12 protein-coding genes are annotated in these 20,260 nt (G+C 38.3%); 3 read left to right on the plus strand and 9 right to left on the minus strand.

Features of this window, described 5'->3' with window-relative positions; all coding sequences use genetic code 11:
• Window positions 1-4: 4 nt before the first annotated feature.
• From ACH0BF_RS13495 to ACH0BF_RS13515, 5 genes are all read right to left on the minus strand, one after another.
• Window positions 5-142 carry an FbpB family small basic protein gene (locus ACH0BF_RS13495; protein ID WP_120037708.1) on the minus strand — a complete coding sequence of 46 codons (138 nt, stop codon included), beginning with the start codon at window positions 140-142 and terminating at the stop codon, window positions 5-7.
• Between the two features lie 245 nt (window positions 143-387).
• Window positions 388-1,335, minus strand: coding sequence for a thioredoxin-disulfide reductase (gene trxB / locus ACH0BF_RS13500; RefSeq protein WP_120037706.1), 948 nt, complete (start codon window positions 1,333-1,335; stop codon window positions 388-390).
• Window positions 1,336-1,381: 46 nt separating this feature from the next.
• A complete protein-coding gene (trxA, locus tag ACH0BF_RS13505; RefSeq protein ID WP_340854388.1) occupies window positions 1,382-1,699 on the minus strand; it encodes a thioredoxin in 318 nt (105 codons plus the stop codon).
• A 1,469-nt stretch (window positions 1,700-3,168) separates the two neighbouring features.
• Entirely contained in the window at window positions 3,169-5,889 is a 2,721-nt protein-coding gene (acnA, locus tag ACH0BF_RS13510) for an aconitate hydratase AcnA (protein WP_406909489.1), read from the minus strand.
• Window positions 5,890-6,048: 159 nt separating this feature from the next.
• Window positions 6,049-6,990, minus strand: a complete 942-nt coding sequence (locus tag ACH0BF_RS13515; protein WP_340854390.1) for a magnesium transporter CorA family protein — start codon at window positions 6,988-6,990, stop codon at window positions 6,049-6,051.
• Between the two features lie 223 nt (window positions 6,991-7,213).
• Between ACH0BF_RS13515 and ACH0BF_RS13520 the strand changes: the two genes are divergently transcribed.
• Both ACH0BF_RS13520 and ACH0BF_RS13525 read left to right on the plus strand, forming a co-directional pair.
• On the plus strand, window positions 7,214-7,510 hold the full coding sequence (locus ACH0BF_RS13520) for a hypothetical protein (RefSeq protein WP_340854392.1): 297 nt from the start codon (window positions 7,214-7,216) through the stop codon (window positions 7,508-7,510).
• Between the two features lie 457 nt (window positions 7,511-7,967).
• Window positions 7,968-8,414 (plus strand): DinB family protein, encoded by a 447-nt coding sequence (locus tag ACH0BF_RS13525; RefSeq protein ID WP_406909490.1) that lies wholly within the window; start codon window positions 7,968-7,970, stop codon window positions 8,412-8,414.
• A gap of 248 nt (window positions 8,415-8,662) precedes the next feature.
• Here ACH0BF_RS13525 and ACH0BF_RS13530 read toward each other — a convergent pair whose 3' ends face one another.
• The 3 genes from ACH0BF_RS13530 to ACH0BF_RS13540 form a co-directional block, all read right to left on the minus strand.
• The gene (locus ACH0BF_RS13530) at window positions 8,663-11,614 is read right to left on the minus strand and encodes a sensor domain-containing protein (RefSeq protein WP_406909513.1); all 2,952 of its coding nucleotides are present in this window, start codon (window positions 11,612-11,614) and stop codon (window positions 8,663-8,665) included.
• Between the two features lie 465 nt (window positions 11,615-12,079).
• Window positions 12,080-13,804 carry a PAS domain S-box protein gene (locus ACH0BF_RS13535; RefSeq protein WP_406909491.1) on the minus strand — a complete coding sequence of 575 codons (1,725 nt, stop codon included), beginning with the start codon at window positions 13,802-13,804 and terminating at the stop codon, window positions 12,080-12,082.
• A 778-nt stretch (window positions 13,805-14,582) separates the two neighbouring features.
• Window positions 14,583-16,745, minus strand: a complete 2,163-nt coding sequence (locus tag ACH0BF_RS13540) for a type IA DNA topoisomerase (RefSeq protein ID WP_406909493.1) — start codon at window positions 16,743-16,745, stop codon at window positions 14,583-14,585.
• Between the two features lie 838 nt (window positions 16,746-17,583).
• Between ACH0BF_RS13540 and ACH0BF_RS13545 the strand changes: the two genes are divergently transcribed.
• Window positions 17,584-19,092 carry an amino acid permease gene (locus ACH0BF_RS13545; protein WP_406909494.1) on the plus strand — a complete coding sequence of 503 codons (1,509 nt, stop codon included), beginning with the start codon at window positions 17,584-17,586 and terminating at the stop codon, window positions 19,090-19,092.
• 149 nt (window positions 19,093-19,241) lie between these two features.
• Here ACH0BF_RS13545 and ACH0BF_RS13550 read toward each other — a convergent pair whose 3' ends face one another.
• A complete protein-coding gene (locus ACH0BF_RS13550; RefSeq protein WP_406909495.1) occupies window positions 19,242-20,129 on the minus strand; it encodes a LysR family transcriptional regulator in 888 nt (295 codons plus the stop codon).
• Window positions 20,130-20,260: the final 131 nt, after the last annotated feature.

The following is a 20,260-nucleotide window of genomic DNA, read 5'->3' on the forward strand; positions in this document are numbered from 1 at the left end:
ATCCCTATTTCACAGATCTCCTTATTTCTAACCGCTCTTCCAATCTTTCCTCTATTTCTTTCATTGCTGTCGGATTTCTTAACAACTCACTTTTATTTTCTTTTACAAGCTCAGCAAATGATTTTCTTTGTCTTTTTCTCATAGTGTATGTCTTCCCTTCTTTTCAATCGTCATTATGACTATGTTACCCATAAACAAACATTCCTATACTAAATTTTCAAATAACTATGATAATTAAATGCGGCAGCTGCAAATTTTTTAGGAAAAAGCAATTATGAGGCACGAGATAAAACATGGCTCTAAAGTAAAAAAGGTGCATAATTTTGTCATTAGGCATATAAAAAAATAAGCTGGACGCAGATTTCCCCACGTCCAGCTATAATAAAATTATGAAAGAGATGTAGCTAATTGTTCTTTTAAATTCTCTACAAAGTGCTGAGCTTCAATGGCTGCCACACACCCGTCACCAGTAGCTGTGACGACCTGGCGAACGGCATCTTTGCGGATATCACCAATTGCATAAATGCCCGGAATAGCTGTTTTCATTCGGTCATCAGTAATAATCCACCCTTCTTCATCCGTGATTTTTAAATCTCTCACAAATTCAGATACAGGATTCATGCCGATATATTCAAATACTCCATCTGCCGGGAATGTAGTTACTTCACCCGTTTCAGTATTTTCTAGAAGAACAGCGTTTACTTTGTTTTCTCCAACAATTTCATTTACTACCGTGTTATAAACAACGTCAATCTTGTCGTTTTTAAGCATGCGGTCGACTAAAATCGGCTGGGCTCTAAAGCGGTCCCGGCGATGCAGGACAGTCACTTTTTTAGCGAATTTCGTTAAGAAGACGGACTCTTCTACTGCTGAATCTCCCCCGCCTACAACGACAAGCTCTTTGTTTCTAAAAAATGCCCCATCACAGACTGCACACCATGAGACACCGCGACCCGAAAATTCCTCTTCACCAGGGATGCCCAACTTTTTATATTTAGTGCCTGTAGCGATAATGACCGCCCGTGCTTTATATGTTTGATTATCACTATGAACGACTTTTACATCCCCTTCATCTACAATATCCTTCACATTAGCCTGTTCATATTCTGCTCCAAACTTCAAAGCATGTTCAAACATGTTCTGTGCTAAATCTGGTCCAGCTATATGAGAATAACTAGGGAAATTCTCAATCTCCTCTGTATTTTGGAGCTGGCCGCCAGGTACTCCACGCTCAATCAGCAACGTTTTCAAATTGGCTCTTGATGTATATACAGCCGCGGTCATGCCGCCTGGACCTGCTCCAATAATGATTACATCATAAATTTTCTCACTCATCTTTCATACCCCTCTTTCCTCGGAAAATAAATCGTTTTGATGCCCGTTATAGATATTTAGAGATTAGGTCTTTCAATTTATCTTCTGGAGAAAAACCTAAACTTTGCTTAGCTACTGAACCGTTTTTAAAAATTAAAATGGTTGGAACGCTCATAATGTTAAACTTCTCGGCAAGCATGCCACTTTCGTCAATATTCACATCTCCAAATGAGACATTTTCCATGCTAGTGGAAAGATTATCTAAAACTGGTGCAATCATTTTGCAAGGCCCGCACCACGGAGCACCGAACTTAATAACAGCTACTTCATTAGAAGAAACAACCTCATCAAAATTAGATTCGTTAACAACCATTACCTTAGACATAAGTTTTCCTCCTTGATTACTATTTTCATAGGGAAGCTGCCGGATATAAATAGTACGGACAGCTTTTATTCGTGCAAACCATTCATTTTCTTATCAGACTACGAGTTTGCTGACCACAAACTGTCTGCTTGTAATACTACAGAACATGCAATGTTTCATTGACATCACAGTTGCTGTTGTTATGTACAGAGTTTTCTCTGGATTAATAATGAACAAGCCACAGAGCGTAAGGTAAACAGGTCGGCACCCTTCGCTCCTCCTGTAGTCTCTCTTGCTGCTTTTTATATTCTGGGCTTGCTTTTCTAGTTTAATTTTTGCTATTTTGCTCCCCTTTTCTTTGTTATGTTACTTGATCTCGCGTTTCATATTATCACAAATGTAAAATGATATTCAATATGTTTTTATATTAATTTTAATTTAATAGTTATTTTTTATCTAATTTTCTTCAACCAAAGCCATTTCCTATGTAAAACCTTTTAACTGCGGGCCTCTCTTCCCTCTTTCCCTATTTATTGTACAGAGCTGTTCCTGCTTTGTTTGTGAAGTGCCATTTTCAAGGAAGCGATGAGCAGCGCACAATAAGAACGTTGCTATGACTGGAATAGAGACTTTTTTGCCTATAGTCCTTTTCTTTATAGATACATCATAGAAGAAGACAAGCTTCACCTTCCGCATCGTACAGCCGCTTCTCCCCCTGCCTCTACAGATTCTGATCCAAACGTTAGATGTCCAATTTCTTTGATGGATGCCAATGGCAGGCTGACTCCTTACAATGAGAATTTCTTGTCTCAATGATAATTTCACTGGCTGATAAAGTATGAGCCATTTTATCAACTGCTGAATCAACCCCATTAGGAGGACCTGTGTACTAATGGACTGCCAAACAAACTTTTATACATTTAACACCATTTCACTCTTAATTTTTACAACAGAGTGACAGGCATTAAATGCTATCGCTCTAGAAGGGTGGGCAATTAATTTCCTTTAAATGTAGTTTTCTTTTCATCTACACTGCCTACTTTTAAAAAACCGATAGGGTGTTATCGTTCTCAGGAAGGGCAAATAAAGACTATTTTAACGTTGTGAATGCAGTTTCTGACGTTAAAAAGATAAATAAATAAGGCCATGAATCTTTTAATCGTGATGGTTTGTTGCGAAGCAAAATGATAGTAGGAACAACAGAAGATAATCTATGGGCAAAGTAGCTGCATGCATCAAATAAGTAAACTTATCAGTCAGTGAATAAACAATGTCTTGTGTACGTCCGTCATCCAGTTTTTATTAACTTGTGCCGTTACAATTTCACCATTCCTCTTGCATGCCTAATGATTGAATAGCATGGTCAGCCGCCGTTTTAAACAACTTATTTTCTCATGACGCAAATAGGACGAGCGAGGTTAAGAATAATATATACATAATAAATCAAAAAGGACCGGCAGATTTGCCGGTCCCTATCAAAAAGCTTCTTATTATGCTTTAATGTCTTGTAGCTTGCCGCGAAGCACCATTTGCAGGATGCCTCCGTTGCGATAGTAATCCACTTCTACATCAGAATCAAAGCGAACAAGAGCTTGGAATTGCTTCTTGTTGCCGTCTTCATCAATAGCTGTCACTGTCACAACGTCACGTGGCTTCACATCGTCGTTTAAATCTACTTCAAAGACTTCTTTACCAGTCAAACCTAAAGTCGTAGCGTTTTCTCCAAGTTTGAATTGAAGTGGAAGCACGCCCATCATGACAAGGTTTGAACGGTGAATACGTTCATAGCTTTCCGCGATAACTGTTTTCACGCCAAGAAGGTTTGTACCTTTCGCTGCCCAGTCACGGGATGAACCCATACCATAATCTTTGCCAGCAAGAACAACAAGGCCTGTGCCATCTTCTTGATATTTCATGCAAGCATCATAAATTGGCATAATTTCGCCTGTTGGCCAGTAAGTTGTAAAGCCACCCTCTGTTCCAGGAGCCACTTGGTTACGAATACGGATGTTAGCGAATGTTCCGCGCATCATCACTTCGTGGTTACCACGGCGTGAACCATAAGAGTTAAAGTCACGTGGCTCTACCCCTTTTGAACGCAAGTATTTACCAGCAGGTGTATCTTTGCCGATTGCGCCAGCAGGTGAAATGTGGTCAGTTGTCACTGAGTCACCGAATTTACCCATTACACGCAAGCCCTTAAGTGCTTCAATCTTCTCAGGAACTGCAGACAGTCCTTCAAAGAATGGCGGGTTTTGAATGTAAGTGGAATCGTTATTCCAGCTGTAAAGAGCCTCGTTGCTTGTTTGAATTTGATTCCAGCGTGAGTTGCTGTCAAATACACGCTCGTATTCTTTACGGAACAACTCTGGTGTTACCGCACGCTGTACGACTTCTTTTACTTCTTCTGTCGCTGGCCAAATGTCTTTGAAGAAGACATCTTTGCCATCTTTATCTTTACCGATTGGATCTTTAGCAAAGTCAATGTTAACCGTTCCAGCAAGCGCATAAGCTACAACCAATGGTGGTGAAGCCAGATAGTTTGCTTTTACAAGCGGATGGATACGGCCTTCAAAGTTCCGGTTACCGGAAAGCACAGATGTGACTAAAAGATCTGAATCGATGATTGCTTTTTCAATTTCTTCTTTTAATGGACCGGAGTTACCGATACAAGTTGTACAGCCATAGCCTACAAGGTTAAAGCCGAGTTTCTCCATGTAGCCCATCAAGCCAGCATCTTGTAAGTAACCAGTAACAACTTTTGATCCTGGAGCTAATGATGTTTTCACATACTTCGGCACTTCTAGACCAAGTTCGACCGCTTTTTTCGCCACTAAGCCTGCAGCAAGCAGTACGTATGGGTTAGATGTGTTCGTACAAGATGTGATCGCAGCGATCGCCACAGCGCCTGTTTTCATTTCAGCTGTTTCGCCGTCAGCGAATTTAACTGTTGCTGTCTTATCTAACTCTTCAGGAGTCAAACCAAAGCCTTGGTTGCCTTCTGGCGCACTGATTGCTCCTTGGAAAGATTTTTGCATGCTGGAAAGCGGAATCAAATCTTGTGGACGTTTTGGACCAGACAAGTTTGGTTCGATTTCAGCAAGGTCTAATTCCACTACATCTGTGTAGACAGGATCTTCTCTGTCAGGAGTGAAGAACATATCATTTTCTTTTAAATATTGCTCTACTACTCTGATATGGCTTTCTTCGCGGCCTGTTAGACGCATATAGTCAAGGGACTCTGCATCCACTGGGAAGAAACCACAAGTTGCTCCGTATTCAGGTGCCATATTGGCAATCGTTGCACGGTCTGCAAGCGGAAGTTGAGATACACCAGGACCGAAGAATTCAACAAATTTGCCAACTACGCCCTTTGTACGCAACACTTGTGTTACTTTAAGCGCTAAGTCAGTTGCAGTTGCTCCATTTGGAAGCTCACCGATTAATTTAACCCCGATAACTTCAGGCACAGGGAAATAAGACGGCTGTCCAAGCATACCTGCTTCTGCTTCAATACCGCCGACACCCCAACCGAGAACACCGATACCATTGATCATTGTTGTATGGGAGTCTGTTCCAACAAGCGTATCTGGATAAGCTTCAAATTCGCCATTTGGAGTTTCTACCGCATGGACAACACTCGCTAAATATTCAAGGTTTACTTGGTGAACGATACCAGTAGCTGGTGGAACAGCACGATAGTTATCGAATGCTTTTTGTGCCCAGCTTAAGAATTCATAACGTTCGGCATTACGTTCAAACTCAAGCTCCATATTTCTTTCCAGTGCTTCAGGTGTACCGTATGTGTCTACCTGTACAGAGTGGTCAATAACAAGGTCAACCGGAATTTCTGGATTAATCACATCCGGATTGCCTCCCATATCTGCCATTGCTTTGCGCAATGAAGCAAGGTCAACTACAACTGGAACACCAGTAAAGTCTTGTAAGATAACACGTGAAGGCTTAAATGGAACTTCAGCATCTTTTAAGTCTGCCGCTCCCCATTTAGCCAGGTTTTCAACGTGGTCTTTTTTAATAACATAGCCATCATGCTGGCGCAGTACAGATTCTAATAATACTTTGATCGAATATGGCAGGCGGGATACTTTCGCCACACCCGCTTCCTCTAGAGCAGCTAAACGGTAATAATTATAACGCTTACCATCGAGCTCAAAATTTGAACGGGCATTGAATACATCATTGTTTGCCATCCCGATTCCCCCTCTTTTCATAAATATGTAAGCATAGCTGAAAGTGTAATAAAGATGACTCTCTGCTTTTCATACTATTTCATCATAATACAATCACTAACATAAGTAAATAACGATAATCGAATTGAGTTCAATAAGTATTTCTTATAATAAAGGCGGTTATTTAAAAAATGAATTTTTCTTTTTCCCGCGTAAAATATCTCCCATCCAGCCTTTCTTCAATAAGTATACATACAAAGCTAGCGTGGTAAGAGCAATCACCGCCCAGGAAAAAATATAACCAAGCTTCCAATCAAGCTCGGGCATATTTTTAAAGTTCATTCCCCAAATAGCCCCCCATGCAGCTACAGGTGTAAAAAGCGTTGTCAGCACAGTCAGGGTTTTCATAATTTCATTTCCCCGGTGGGTAGAAACTGTGTTCTCTAACTCTACCATGGCTTTCAATTCTTTATCATATTCATTAATTAACATATAAGCGCGTTCTATCCGCTTTGATGCTCTCTTAAAATGAAACCCTTTGGACACATCATCGCCAAAAGTTTCTTCAATTCCGTATTTTATTTCCATTATAGGAATAATCAAATTTTGCCATACGAGAAGTTCGTGACGGCTTTTGGCTGTTTGATCGAGGATTTCTATATTATTCTTTTCCCTAATTTTCCAAAGCAAATCTCTCAAACGAATTTCAAACACGTCAATTTTTTCAAGGAAATGATTAATGAGCTCCCCCATCATAATCATAAATCCTTCTACCGGACATTCGGCCTCATCCATCTTTTTTCTCATTACATCCTCATCTACATTTTCAAGAATAGACAAATCTAAATCATCCGTAAATAAATGTTTTTTTGTTAAATAGAAGTGAAAAATTCGTTTGCCTTCCTTTTCTTCAACATCTTGAAAATAGACAAGCGAACCCCATAGGGCTTCCTTTCCTCTTTCACTTGTGTCTACTCTCAAGATACTAGATACATTTCTTTTTGTTTCTTCTGCCCATCTTTTATATGAATGATATTGTTCAGCGTATTTAGCCGCCTCATCCATTTGAGACTGCATGAGCTCATACCAGGACCATTGTCCATTATTAAAGGTATGCTCCATCTTCACTCCTCCTATAACTGATGCCTGCATTTTTTAATACCCTGCCTATAAGAAAAGAAAACGGCGTATAAGTAAAAAAATCTGCTTTTTTGAAGGCCACGTGTAAATAACCTGTGGGTTTTAATTTGCCCAAGTTTGGGTAATTATAATGCAAGAAGCAATACTAGCTTTTAAAAATATAAGAAAAGCTTAAAAGGCTCAAGTTGTAAGGAGGAATTCTGTTATGTTTGGAAGAAATACAGAAAAAAGTCAAGGCGGCGTCGGGGCAGGTTTAGGTTATATGCTTCTTGGAGCAGGAGCTGCAGCCTGGTGGCTTTCCAAAGAGGAAAATCGCAACAAATTCGACAGCCTGGTCAATACCGCGAAAGAAAAGATGAATATGGACGTCCAGCCTTCTACCGAAGAATTCCCTGTTTTAAAAGCCGGACATCCTCATCCTGACGATATTGCTGACAACAAAATGGTATCTGAAGGATCGCAATTCGGAGTGAAATATTACAACGAGAAAGAACAACAATAAATTTGGAAAAGACGGTGCTTGCTGCGCCGTCTTTTATTATTTGTCTTCTATTATTATATTCACTTTACTTTCCTGGCGGCTATTCTTAACTACTTCCTTAACTGCTCTCGTCCCCTTTTGTTCTTCCTCCGGTGATTATAAAAATGCGGTTGATAGGCTATTTTCATTGAGGCAAAGCGATGCGCACAGATCGGCTTCAAGCATAGAATTGCAGGTAAGAAATGACTTAATTACCCTCACTGATAGATCTCTCGCAAGAAAAGCGATACAGCGCATGAAATAAAAATACTTTCTGAAAAGCCCACCAAATTGTGAAAGAGAAGAAGGATTTGTGAGAAAGTAAGTAGAAATCATTTCTTTCAAAGTAAAGATGCGGTAAATATCTAAGGAGTTATGTCATAAGGAAATAATAAGAAACAAAGGGGAAACTTAAATAATAGTATTGGAGGAGAAGGATATGCAACAGGTCATTGAAAGTATAAATCACTGGTTAATCAAGGTTCCAGAAGTGTTCAGTCATTTTTCAGAAGCAGAAGCGTCGCGACGACCTATGCCTAACAAATGGTCAAAAAAAGAGATACTAGGCCATTTATGCGATTCAGCCATTAATAATCTTGGAAGATTTATCAGCATTCAATATGAAAAGCAGCCCTTTCGCCTTACGCCCTATAACCAGAATCAATGGGTGGAGCTTCAGGACTATCAACATATAACAAGTGAAGAGATCGTACACCTATGGTGCAGCTTAAATAAAAAAATAATAAAAGTGATCGATCGGATACCTGACGAAAAATTAGCGTACCAATGCGACATAGGCAATAACGAACTTAAGACCCTTGAATGGCTCATTCAAGACTATCTTGAACATATGGAACACCATTTAAAAAACCAGATTTTCAATTAGAAGATTTGCACTTATCATTCAACCACTCTCTGTAACCCCGTTCCAAAATCAGAACGGGGTTACAGAGAGTTTAGAATTCAACCACCTTGTTATCATTGAACCAATCACTTTTTCTACTATAAATTATCCACATTAAACTAGGCACCTTTTTAAGGCAGTTAAGCTTGAAGTCCATTGCGTTAAATGAACTATATCCCGGGAAATAGGAGCAGTGCTTAAATCAGTAAACAACGGGGGTTCTCCTCCCGCTATGACACTTTATCTCCTTCAAAAAATTCTTGCACCGAACCGGAAAATGTCCTTATGCCAGTAAATGTCTTATCATTCTTCATTTCCTCGTTAATGCACATAATCAGACTTCTTAGCCTTTCCTGCTCCTCTCCTTGCATTTGAAACTTCATTTCATATCGGTAGACCTCTGTCTCTTCTTGCTTTTGTGCAATGATTCCGAACAATTCAAATGTGGTGGCTCCAAGTGCAAATGTAATTTTCAAAATAATGTCCTGGCGCTCAGGCAAATTAATCTGTGATAAAAACGAAAGCCCGTCTCCTCCAATATTAGTAATAAGAATCCCTGAATAACCCATTTTCACTTCCCTGTCTCTAATTTTTGTAATAGACATGGCTGCAATCATTGGATTAGAAAAATTCACACGCTTTCTATGACTTGCTAGACGATTTTCTGCTTTAGCCTGTTTGTTCATGCCAATGTAAGGATCAGCCAGCATCTGTTCGAACACTTCGTTCTTGACCGGTGGGCTGAATAAGAACCCCTGAATAAAGTGGCAGTTTCGCTTACGAAGAAAGTCAAACTGCCATTCTGTTTCTACCCCTTCAGCGACTACTTTTATCCCCAGCTCGTCCGAAAGTGCTACTACACTGGAAACAATACTTTCAATCCGTCTGTTTTTTCCGATCTCTTTAACAAATGAACGGTCCATCTTCAGCACATCAATTTCAAAAGTAGATAAATAAGAAAGAGACGATTGACATGTACCAAAGTCATCTAACGAGAAAGTAAACCCATATGCTTGAAGATTGGCTATGGCCGCCTTAACTACTTCTTCATGCTGAATCATTGTTCGCTCAGTAATTTCAAACTCAATATAGCTCGGGTGGATACCTGCGTCTTTTACAGCCTTGATGGCACTATCAACAAAATCCACTTTCATCAGCCGTTTGTAAGAAACATTTACTGATATAGGGACTATCTTTAACCCTTTTTTCTCCCATTCTTTTATTTGAGAACAAACTTGTTTGATCACCCAATCGCCAATTGTCAATATATAGCCACTTTCTTCTGCTAAAGGGATAAACTCTCCAGGAGAGACAATTCCCCATTCAGGGTGCTTCCAGCGAATTAATGCTTCGGCCCCCGACAACCTGCCTGTTTGAGAATCAACTTTAGGCTGATATTCCAAATAAAATTCATTGTTTTTTAAGGCGTTGCGCAATCCTTTTTCAAGTGAATATTGCTTAAATGTTTCAATATTCATAGTAGGTGTGTATACGTAATAATCATTTCTTCCGGCTTCCTTTGCCCGATACATGGCCACATCTGCATTTTTTAGCAATGTTAATATATTTTCTCCATCGAATGGGGCATAAGTAATACCAATGCTTGTTGTTACATACAATTCATAGTCATCGATCAAAAATGGCTCGTCGAATATGTCTAAGATTTTATGAGCCAACGCAAGGCTAGCGTCCACTCCAGTAATATTTTCGATAAAAATTCCAAATTCATCTCCGCCTAGTCTTGCAAGATAGCCCTGCTTTTCGCAGATGGCTGACAGACGCTGAGATACTTCGATGAGCAGCCTGTCTCCAATCGCATGCCCAAGCGCATCGTTAATGTTTTTAAACCGGTCCAGGTCAAGGAAGAAAAGAGAAAGCATTTGTTTGTTCTTTGTCGCCCGCTCTAGTGCTGCCGATAGCTCATTTTCAAATTTTCTTCTGTTCGGCAAATCCGTTAAAAAGTCTTGGTTAGCTATGTTTTTTAAATTTTCTTCGTACTCTTTTCGCTGGCTAATCTCTGAAATAATTCCCTCAAGGCGGATAAGCTGGCCTTTTTCATCAATCGTTGGAATAGAACGATCCTCAATCCACTTTATTTCGCCAGATGAATGAATAATTCGGTATTCAAGATTTGATTTTTGACCAGCCGCGAGTTTGACTTGAGCTTCTTCGACCATTTTTCTGTCTTCAGGGTGAATCGCCTTTTTCCAATAGTCTATATCTTCTGAAAATTGCTCTGGAGACACACCATAAATATTCTGCACAGCATTTGAACAAAAAAGCAGTTTGTTATGTGTAACATCCTCTGACCAAACAGCCGCATCGATCGCTTGCAATATATTCTTCGTCTGCATTTGTTGCTCCCAGATCGTCTGTTCCTTTTTCTTCTTTTCTGTCACATCCCAAATTACACCCGTCAAGTAGTTTACTTTTCCTTTATCATCAACAAATACATCTGCTTTTACAAAACAAGTGCGAACCTCCCCTCCCATTTTGATTATCCGCACTTCCACTTCATAGCCGATGCCGTCTTGCAAAGCTCCACTAAGTAACTCATCAAACTTATCCTGATCATCTATATGAATAGCCTTACAAAATTTACTAACTGTTGGAATAAAAGACGGTCGATCTTCCACTCCTAAAATTGTGTATACTTGATCACTCCAAAATAATTTATCCTCCTGAGGGTTATAGTCCCAACTTCCAACCGCCGCGATTTTCTGTGCTCTAGTCAGATGATCTTTAAGGTTGGCTGCTTCATTGTTATCACGAAAGAAACCAACTACTCCCTGCATTGTATTTTCGACGATAAATGGAGTAAACATGACCTGAATATGAAAAGGCGTATTATTTTTTGTCATTCTTATAGCCGTATATTGAGTGGTTTCACCTTTTAATGCCTTTTTAAAGCTTCGAAGGACTCTTTTTGAATGTTGTTCGTCAACATACCGAAAAAAATCATCCCGTAAATCTGCAAGGTTATAATTTAAAAGCTCGGCAGTTTTTTCATTGCAGTCAACTACTCTGCCGTCACTGTCAAGCAACACAATACCGTCCGGATGCTGGTTAAATAACATTTGATAAATGTTACTCTCCATAGATGCCAGTGACTCAGAAGACGTCTCCTCTAATGAAAGCCTTGGATGGCCAGTGGTAGTTAATTTCGACAGCCATTTCTTCATTTTCAATTATATCGCCCCTTCCTGTAGCCTTTATTGCCATTATTTAGAGATGGTTTAGATTGCTGAATCAACTGATTAAACGGAGCTTCTTGTTTAAATAATTGATCATCTTCGACAGCTGATGTCGCTTCCTCGATGCATCTAGGGGCAGCCTCCTTGATAGGAAGACCGTATGAGGATGAATGAAAACAAAAATTACAAATAGCAGAGTGATAAAAGGCAAAATCCAAAACTACTTCTTCAAAAATTAAAATCTATAGAAAAAATTTCACTAAAATCTCCTGTTCATACTTAGTTTCTATTTTATAATTTTAACAAAAAAAGACAGTTAATTGCAAAATAAGACTTTTAATTATCTATATATTCTATATATTTTCCAAACATAAAGAGAGTTGTTTAAACATCATAAAAGAGCCCATTAGATAGATTATAAAAAGAGAGGGCTTTGTCCCTCTCTTTTTATAATCAATGATCTATCATATGTTCTTGAAAGATTTGAAATTTATTTCTTCCCTTTGCTTTTGCCTGATATAGCGCTAAATCAGCCTGCTTAAGTAGCATTTCATAAGTTAATCTATATGGAGGAAAAAAAGCGATTCCTATACTCGATGTGGTCTTAAAAAGATATTCATCGAATCCCCAGTCCTTTTGTAGAGACTCTATAATCCGCTCAGCCTTGTCAATCGTTTCTTCTTTTCCCCATAAATCTGGCGATAGAACAATAAATTCATCGCCCCCGAGCCTAGCAAGCATATCCTTCCCATCCAAGCAATTTTCCACACGTTCAGCAAACCCTTTGAGCAGCCGATCTCCAATGTCGTGTCCCATTGTATCATTGATCAGTTTAAAGTGATCCAAATCAAGCATCATGACAGAAAACATAGACTGTGTCTCTTTCGCCCGTTTTACTTCTTTTTTTAATCTATTATAGAATTGTGCTCGATTTGGCTTTCCTGTCAAAAAGTCATATAGGGCCAGCTGTTTTAGTTTTTCCTCATACTTCTTTCTCTCCGTGATTTCTCTGGCTACAAATATAATGTGTTCGACTTCTTTTTTATCGTTGATAATCGGTGTACCGATTGTATGAAGCCAAATAAGATCACCTTTTGCATTCATTCTTCTAAACTCTATTGATTGAGGTTCCTGACTGCAAACAATTTTTCTTATAGTATAATCAAATAGTTGGGTGTCTTCTGGATACATAAGCTCTAAAATAGATTTGTTTAAAGTATCAACTGGCTCTATCCCAAGAATGGTTAAATGAGAAGGCGAGGTGTAAATTACTGTTCCTTTCGCATCAGTGACTTTAACTAAATCAGATGAATATTCTGTAATGATACGATATCTCTCTTTGCTGTCTTCTAATTTTTTGAATATCTTCATCTGTTCCGTAACATCCTTATAAACAGCCACTCCTCCATCCCAATTTCCATCATGATCATAAATAGGTGAATAGGAAGCTAACACATGAATGATCTGCCCATTCTTTGCTATACGCCGCACTTCATGGGAGAGGACAATTTGTCCATTCTTTAATGCTTCAATGATCTGCTCTAATTCCACTCTATCATGCTTCGGAACAATGCTGATTGTTGGGTCATTCAATAGTTCCTCACTCTTCCAGCCAAATAAATGCTCAAATGCCGGATTTACACTAACAAAGCTCGTAGATGCATTAAATGTATAAATAACATCAGCCGTATGATTCCAAATCAATTCCATGTGTTCACTTACACGCTTTAATTCTTGTTCTTTCTCTTTTTGCTCTGTTATATCGCGAACAATCGCCAATAGATGTGTACACTTTCCCTGATCATCAAATAGAGGGGTAACCGTTGATTCAAAATATCCTTTTCTATCTTTGTTAATTGATTGACTTTTCCGATTATTGTTAAAAGGCCAATTAAGCTCTTCTTCATAAGTAATTGGAACTTTTTTCTTAATAGCTTCCTTATACTTCTCAGTAACTAATGCCAAGGTCTCGGGCGGCAAAAATTCATCTAATGCGTGTCCGTAAGCTGTCTCATCTATACCAATTAACCGGTTCGCTGCAGCATTTGCAAATAAGTATCGAAAATCCTTACCTTGATTAACTTGAACTAAAAACACTAAATCTGACATGCTATTAAAAATATGAATAAATAAATCAAACTGGTTTACTAGCTCGTATGTGAACTCATTTTTGAGCATTTTTCTTCCTCTCTTTTTGGCCCGATTTGTACAACCCATATACTACTAAATATAATGATTGCTAGAAAGAACATATAAATGTATAAATAAGATATTTGGCATCCCAGGCGGAATATAGTATTCATCATTTCCAACGTTTCTTTCTAATGAAAAAGAGTGCTTTTGCACTCTTCAAAAACTGGATAGGTCTAATCCGTAAAACAGACAATAAGTAGCTGTTCTTCTCTGGTATTTATCGTACCTTTTTATAAAAGATAATAGAGGAAAGCCTTCTCAAAAACAACTGATTTTTTTCTAAATAAACACTGATGGAATTGGAGGAACCGCTCTTTATTGTTTCTATCCAGTGTCTGGATCATATTATATATTTAATAACATAGACTGCAGTAAAATACACCTTAATGCCATCAAAGACGGCCTGAATGAACCATTCTTCTGAACACTACATGTGCACTTTGATAAACAAGTGGAAACCAGACTGTTCACCCATAATGAATACGCTTTGCTTGAATTCATCTTTGAATGCGGATATTAAAAACTACATTTTTATACACCAGGCACATACGCTTAACACGGCCATTTTATCCTCTTTCTTCCATGAATTTAACCATTGTGAGCTGGCTAAGGAACTGGGAATATAACGATTAAGATGTTCTCCCTTTTCTAGCCATAGATACAATAAGCACCAAAACATTGAGTTGTCCTTTCTCACTTATTCAATAAAAAACAGCCCAATGAAGTGAATTGAGCTGTTCTAAACGTTAAGGAAAATTGGGTGTTATTTATTGAACTCCATTTTCCAACTAAAGTATTCATTGTCCTGATTTTTTTCGTAACGCAAATTTGCATCAAATTTATTGCCTTTTTTGCTTGTTAATCCTTTTACTGTCACCACTCCGTTTTTCAAAAGTGTTTTTACCATCGTTTTAGTCGGTTTCTTCTTCATGGAAGCTAAAAACTTATCGTTTTTCCAAATAACAAATTTACAGCCGCTTTTCCAATTGCTGCAGCCAAAGCCCTTCTGTCCTTCAATGATCGCGTGCCCACATAGCGGACACTTTCCAAGCACTTCAGCTTGTTTTTTCTCTTTAGATACCTCATTGATGACGACTTCCTGATCACTTTTTATTTTTTCAACGGCTTTCGAAGTGAATTCAGAAATTACATGCAGGAAAGATTCTTTGGTGAATTTTTGTTTTTCAATATCTGATAATGTTTTTTCTAGCCGTCCGGTAAATTCCAAATCAAATAATTCCTTCACCGGGAACGTTTCTACCAGCTTTCTGCCAAGTTCAGTACATACCAGGTTTTTGTTTTCTGCCGTAATGTAACCAATATCTTTTAGTTTCTTGATCGTTTCTGCTCTTGTTGCTGGAGTGCCAATGCTATAGCCGCTTAGAATGGAAGCAAGCATTTCCTCTCCCTCTTCACTCTCTCCGCCTTTGCTGCCTTTTCCGCAGGTTTCCATGACCCGAAGCAATGTTTTTTCGATATGAGGCTTCGGAGGCTTCGTTACATGAGAAGATACATTTTGCTTTGTTATATCCACATGCTCATTGATTGTAACAGCCGGCAGTAGTGTATCTTTCGATTCGATTTTCTCAAGCTTTTTCCAGCCAACAACCGTTTGCACTTTTCCTTTAGAAATAAATACACCTTTTATCTCGCTAACATTCGCTTTTGTCGTAATTTTCGTTTCTTCGTATTCCGCTATCGGCATAAACTGAACAATAAAGCGATTTTTAATCGCTGTATAAACAATCTCTTCATCCTTCGTTAACGACTTAGGAACCAAATAAGTGGGAATAATCGCGCTATGACTCTCCACCTTTGCGTTATTAAATATCCGTTTCGTTTTTTGAAATTTAATTTCCTCTTCAAAAGGCAGCCCCCTTTTTAAAACATCCAGCACTTTAGCTGCCTTGCCTACAAGGCTTTCTTCTAAAGCCACACTCGCTGTTCGAGGGTACGTGATCAATTTTTTCTCGTAAAGGGACTGAGCTACTTTCAATACTTTGTCGGACGTCCAGCCTTTATACTTACTTGTAATGTACCCTTGTAAATTTGAGAGATTAAATAAATAAGGCGGAAACTCCTTTTTCCGTTCGACCTTTTTATCAATCACTGTGCCGCTTTGATTGGCTAGGATCTGCTCGATTAATTCGAGAGGTTCTTTACTTTTGAACTTTTCCTGCCCCTCCTCGAAATAAGTCCCCTCATACTCTTCGCCGTCTTTCGTTTGAAAAGTAGCCGTTAATTTATAATAATCTTCCGGTACAAAATTCTCGATTTCCTTATCGCGGTCGTAAATAATTTTTAAGGTTGGCAGCAAGACCCTTCCGATATTTAACGCCTGTCCTCTTCCCTTTTGGTACTTTAATGTAGCAACTGACGTTAAATTGATGCCAATCAGCCAGTCTGCCCACTGGCGGCTTAAGCCAGCATCTTGAAGGGGCTTCATTTCAATATTTGGTTTAATATTTTGGAGACCCTTTAACACTTCCTCAGGGGTCCACTCGTTCAATAACAATCTGTATACTTTTTTCTGGGACTTGAGATTATAGATAATGGTATCACCAATAATTTGGCCCTCACGATCATAATCACAGGCCGAAACCAGAGCTTCTACGTCATTTCGTTTGATTAAAGAATAGATAATTTTCAGCTGTTTCTTCGCCCCTAGGTCTTCTTTATCCCTGTTGCGTGGATCACTTTTCACTTTGTAACGAAAATGCGATGGGATGAAGGGGAAATTTTCCATACTCCATTTTTTCAACTTTTCGTCATAATCCTTTGCATCGTAAAGCTGTAATAAATGTCCGAAAGCCCATGTGATGATATAATCATTGCCCTCAAAATAACCATCTTTCTTCGTTTTTATTTTTAAAGCATCTGCAATATTTTTAGCTACAGAGGGCTTTTCTGCAATAATAACCTTCATCCAATTAAACTCCTTACCTTAATCACCATAATGTTAAATATTATATCTATTTCCCTCTATAGTTTAAAGAATTGATTCCTAGAATTTCGAATGAGTTAGGACACTAATGAAACTGCGGTTAGGGAAAATGAAAGAAGTTTAAAAGTCATTGAAAATTGCTCGTGTATAATAAAATCTTAAGATAACCCCTTCCCTATATCTGCTATAAATTCATTATCCTTTAATAGCAACAATATTGCTAGCGTCATGGGAAACAATAGCAGAACCACTATCTAAACATACATAAAACTTAATTTCAAAAACCATGGTTTTTGAAGCAAATACTGAATAGATTAAACAAAAAATAAAGGGCAATATATATTATACAAGACTAATGTGTATCACCCTTTTACTCCTTATTAAACAATCACTTTCTTTCATTTAAGTACAAACTCTCACAAAATTCAGAAGGAATCTGGGTTCCACTTTGGAAAATCGACTCTTCCTTTATATTAATTTCATATTATATCCTTCACCATCGACAGGCTCTAACCAATCCATTTGTCTAGGCGTAAATGCTAATTTCCCCCTTAACTCTACTGTTATCCATTAAAACCATGTAATATTACCATGCTATTAAAAAAAACTATGCTAAACATCAACTTTAACTATTTCACAAATTATCAGAATAGTTGTTATATATTAAGTAACCCAGGAGGTGATAGTGAACACCGTTTTCAAGCCTTATAAAAATAAAAAGCTTATCAAGTTAAGGGTCAGATAACGGGAAGGAATTGTATCTATTTTTACTTAGCAGTTATTCTTGAAAATCATTAATCAATAAGAAAGGGTGATTTTTATGGAAGCGCAAACAAGAGACAATAGTTTTGCCGGATTAGAAACAACTCATGACGAAAAGCAGCTCCATCGAAAGCTTAAAGGAAGACATTTATCAATGATTGCTATAGGAGGCTCTATAGGCACCGGTTTATTTTTTGCAAGCGGGAGCGCAGTCAGCCAGGCAGGTCCAGGCGGCGCACTCCTTGCTTACATTATTATGGGAATATTAGTGTACTTCATGATGACCTCCCTTGGAGAAATGGCGACACTCATTCCAAGCTCCGGTTCATTTGAGGATTATGCCAATCGATTTGTAGATCCAGCAGCCGGCTTCGCTTTCGGATGGAGCTACTGGTTTGGCTGGGCCATTACCTTAGCAGCAGAGCTAATTGCTGGGGCATTCATTGTTAAGTTTTGGTTTCCTGATACGTCTACTACATTATGGGCCGCATTTTTTTTTATCATACTGTTATCGTTAAACCTTTTCTCTGTTAAGCTTTACGGAGAAACCGAATATTGGCTTTCGGGAATTAAGGTTGCTACAGTCATCATTTTCATAATAACAGGAATACTAATGATCACTGGATTGCTGAATGGCCATAGTGTAGGCTTCCAAAACTGGACATTTGACGGCCAAGAAGCAGGAAAGGCTCCATTTGTCGGTGGATTTTTTACGATGCTAAGTGTATTTCTTGTAGCAGGATTTTCATTTTTAGGAACTGAAATTGTCGGTCTAGCCGCGGGAGAATCAGAAGAGCCGCAAAAGAATATTCCCAAAGCTATTAATACAGTTTTTTGGAGAATACTTATTTTCTACGTAGCTACCATTGCCATCATAGGATTTATTGTTCCCTTTACAGATCCTAGACTGCTAGATGGAGAAATAGAAAATATAGCAGCATCACCATTTACACTTGTATTCCAAAATGCTGGATTTACTGCTGCTGCGTCACTTATGAATGCAGTCATTCTTACAGCTGTGCTTTCCGCTGGAAATTCCAGCCTCTACACAGCTTCACGTATGCTATATGCCATGGGAAAAAGCAGATCGGCTCCGAGGATATTTACGAAGGTTGATAAACGTGGAATTCCTATTTATGCCGTTGTAGCAACTGCTTCGGTAGCAGGATTGTCATTTTTGAGTTCATTAATAGGTGATGGAAAGATATACTCTATATTTTACAGTGCTTCAGGAATATCTGGATTTATTACATGGTTTGGTATAGCACTTTGCCATTACAGATTTAGAAAGGCCTATATTGTACAAGGAAGAAATCTTGATGATTTAAAATATAAGTCAAAGTTCTACCCATTCGGGCCCCTCTTTGCTATGGTTTTAAGTATCATTGTCATATTCGGTGCAAACCTCTGGGTATTTCAGGGAGATACATTTTCCTGGTTTGATCTCGTAACGAATTACTGTTTAGTCCCTATTATAATTTTGCTATATCTAGGGTTTAAATTAAAAAATAAAACTAAAATCGTCCCTCTTAATGAATGTAATTTTGAGTACGATTATACAAAATAATACATGTGCAGCTGGAGACTGTTCTAACGTTCTCTAGCTGCTTCACTGTATAACAAATCTTTATGTTATATATGGTGCTGGTGGCATCTGACTCTTTGCTTTTAGGACGACATCCTAAAACCTTGCTGTTATCAGAAAGTGCTGTTCCTTCAATTCTGTGCTGCCCCATACGATTGCATAATATCCCAGAATGATTTGATTGCTGTAACATTTAGCTTTTCTTCGAGAACGATGAGCGAATTTTCTAGCTTTAAATCACTATCTAATGATAGAACGGGGACAAGCTCACCACTTAAAATTTCTTCCGCCACAAAATTTTTTGTAAGCAAACCAATGCCAATATGATTTAAAACTGCTTTTTTTATAGCCTCATCGCTGCCCATTTCTATTGTTCTATGAACAGGCAACCTGCACTTATTAATAAATTCTTTCATCTGTTTGTAGTGATAGCCAAAGTGATTGTCATTATATTTAATAAGGGGAAAACTTTCAAATAAATGCTCCATAGTATATTGGCTATAAAGATTTTTTGAGACAACCAGCACCCATTCCTCTTCTAAAAAAACAAAGTCTTTTATTCCGCTCTTGTTGGGTTTTCCTGTAATAATGCCAATATCATATTCATTGGATTCAATCCCTTTAATTACTGCATCACTGTGGCAGGAAAGTATTTTCACCTGAATATCTGGCAACGCTTTCAAATATTCAGAGATAACGGGCGGGAGGTAGTAAGTACAAAAAATTTCGGAAGCTGCAATTGTAATAGATTTCTGCTCTCCCGAGGTTTTATGTATTTCCTGTTTCATTTCTTCTATTAATGAAAAAACTTGATACGTATATTTTTCTACGGTCTTACCAACCGGGGTCAAAAAGGTATTTTTTCCTACTCGAAAAAATAATGGCTGGTTCAGCTCTTGTTCGAGAGATTGAATTTGTGCTGTTACCGTAGGTTGGGCAAGATTAAGATGCTCCGCAGTTCTCGTAAAATTCAGGAGCTTCGCTGCAACTTGAAAAGTCTTTAAATTTCTTAACTCCATACTCCTTCTCCTTTGCTTTATGCTTCTAGTCTGCCTAAGTAAAATGACGGAAATGTCAATCACTCTCAGTCTATATTCATTTTTTGACACGATCTATTGTATCTGAATTTTTAGTTTTATCATAACTTGTG

The organism is Pseudobacillus sp. 179-B 2D1 NHS (assembly GCF_045370945.1).
GTDB lineage: Bacteria > Bacillota > Bacilli > Bacillales > Domibacillaceae > Pseudobacillus.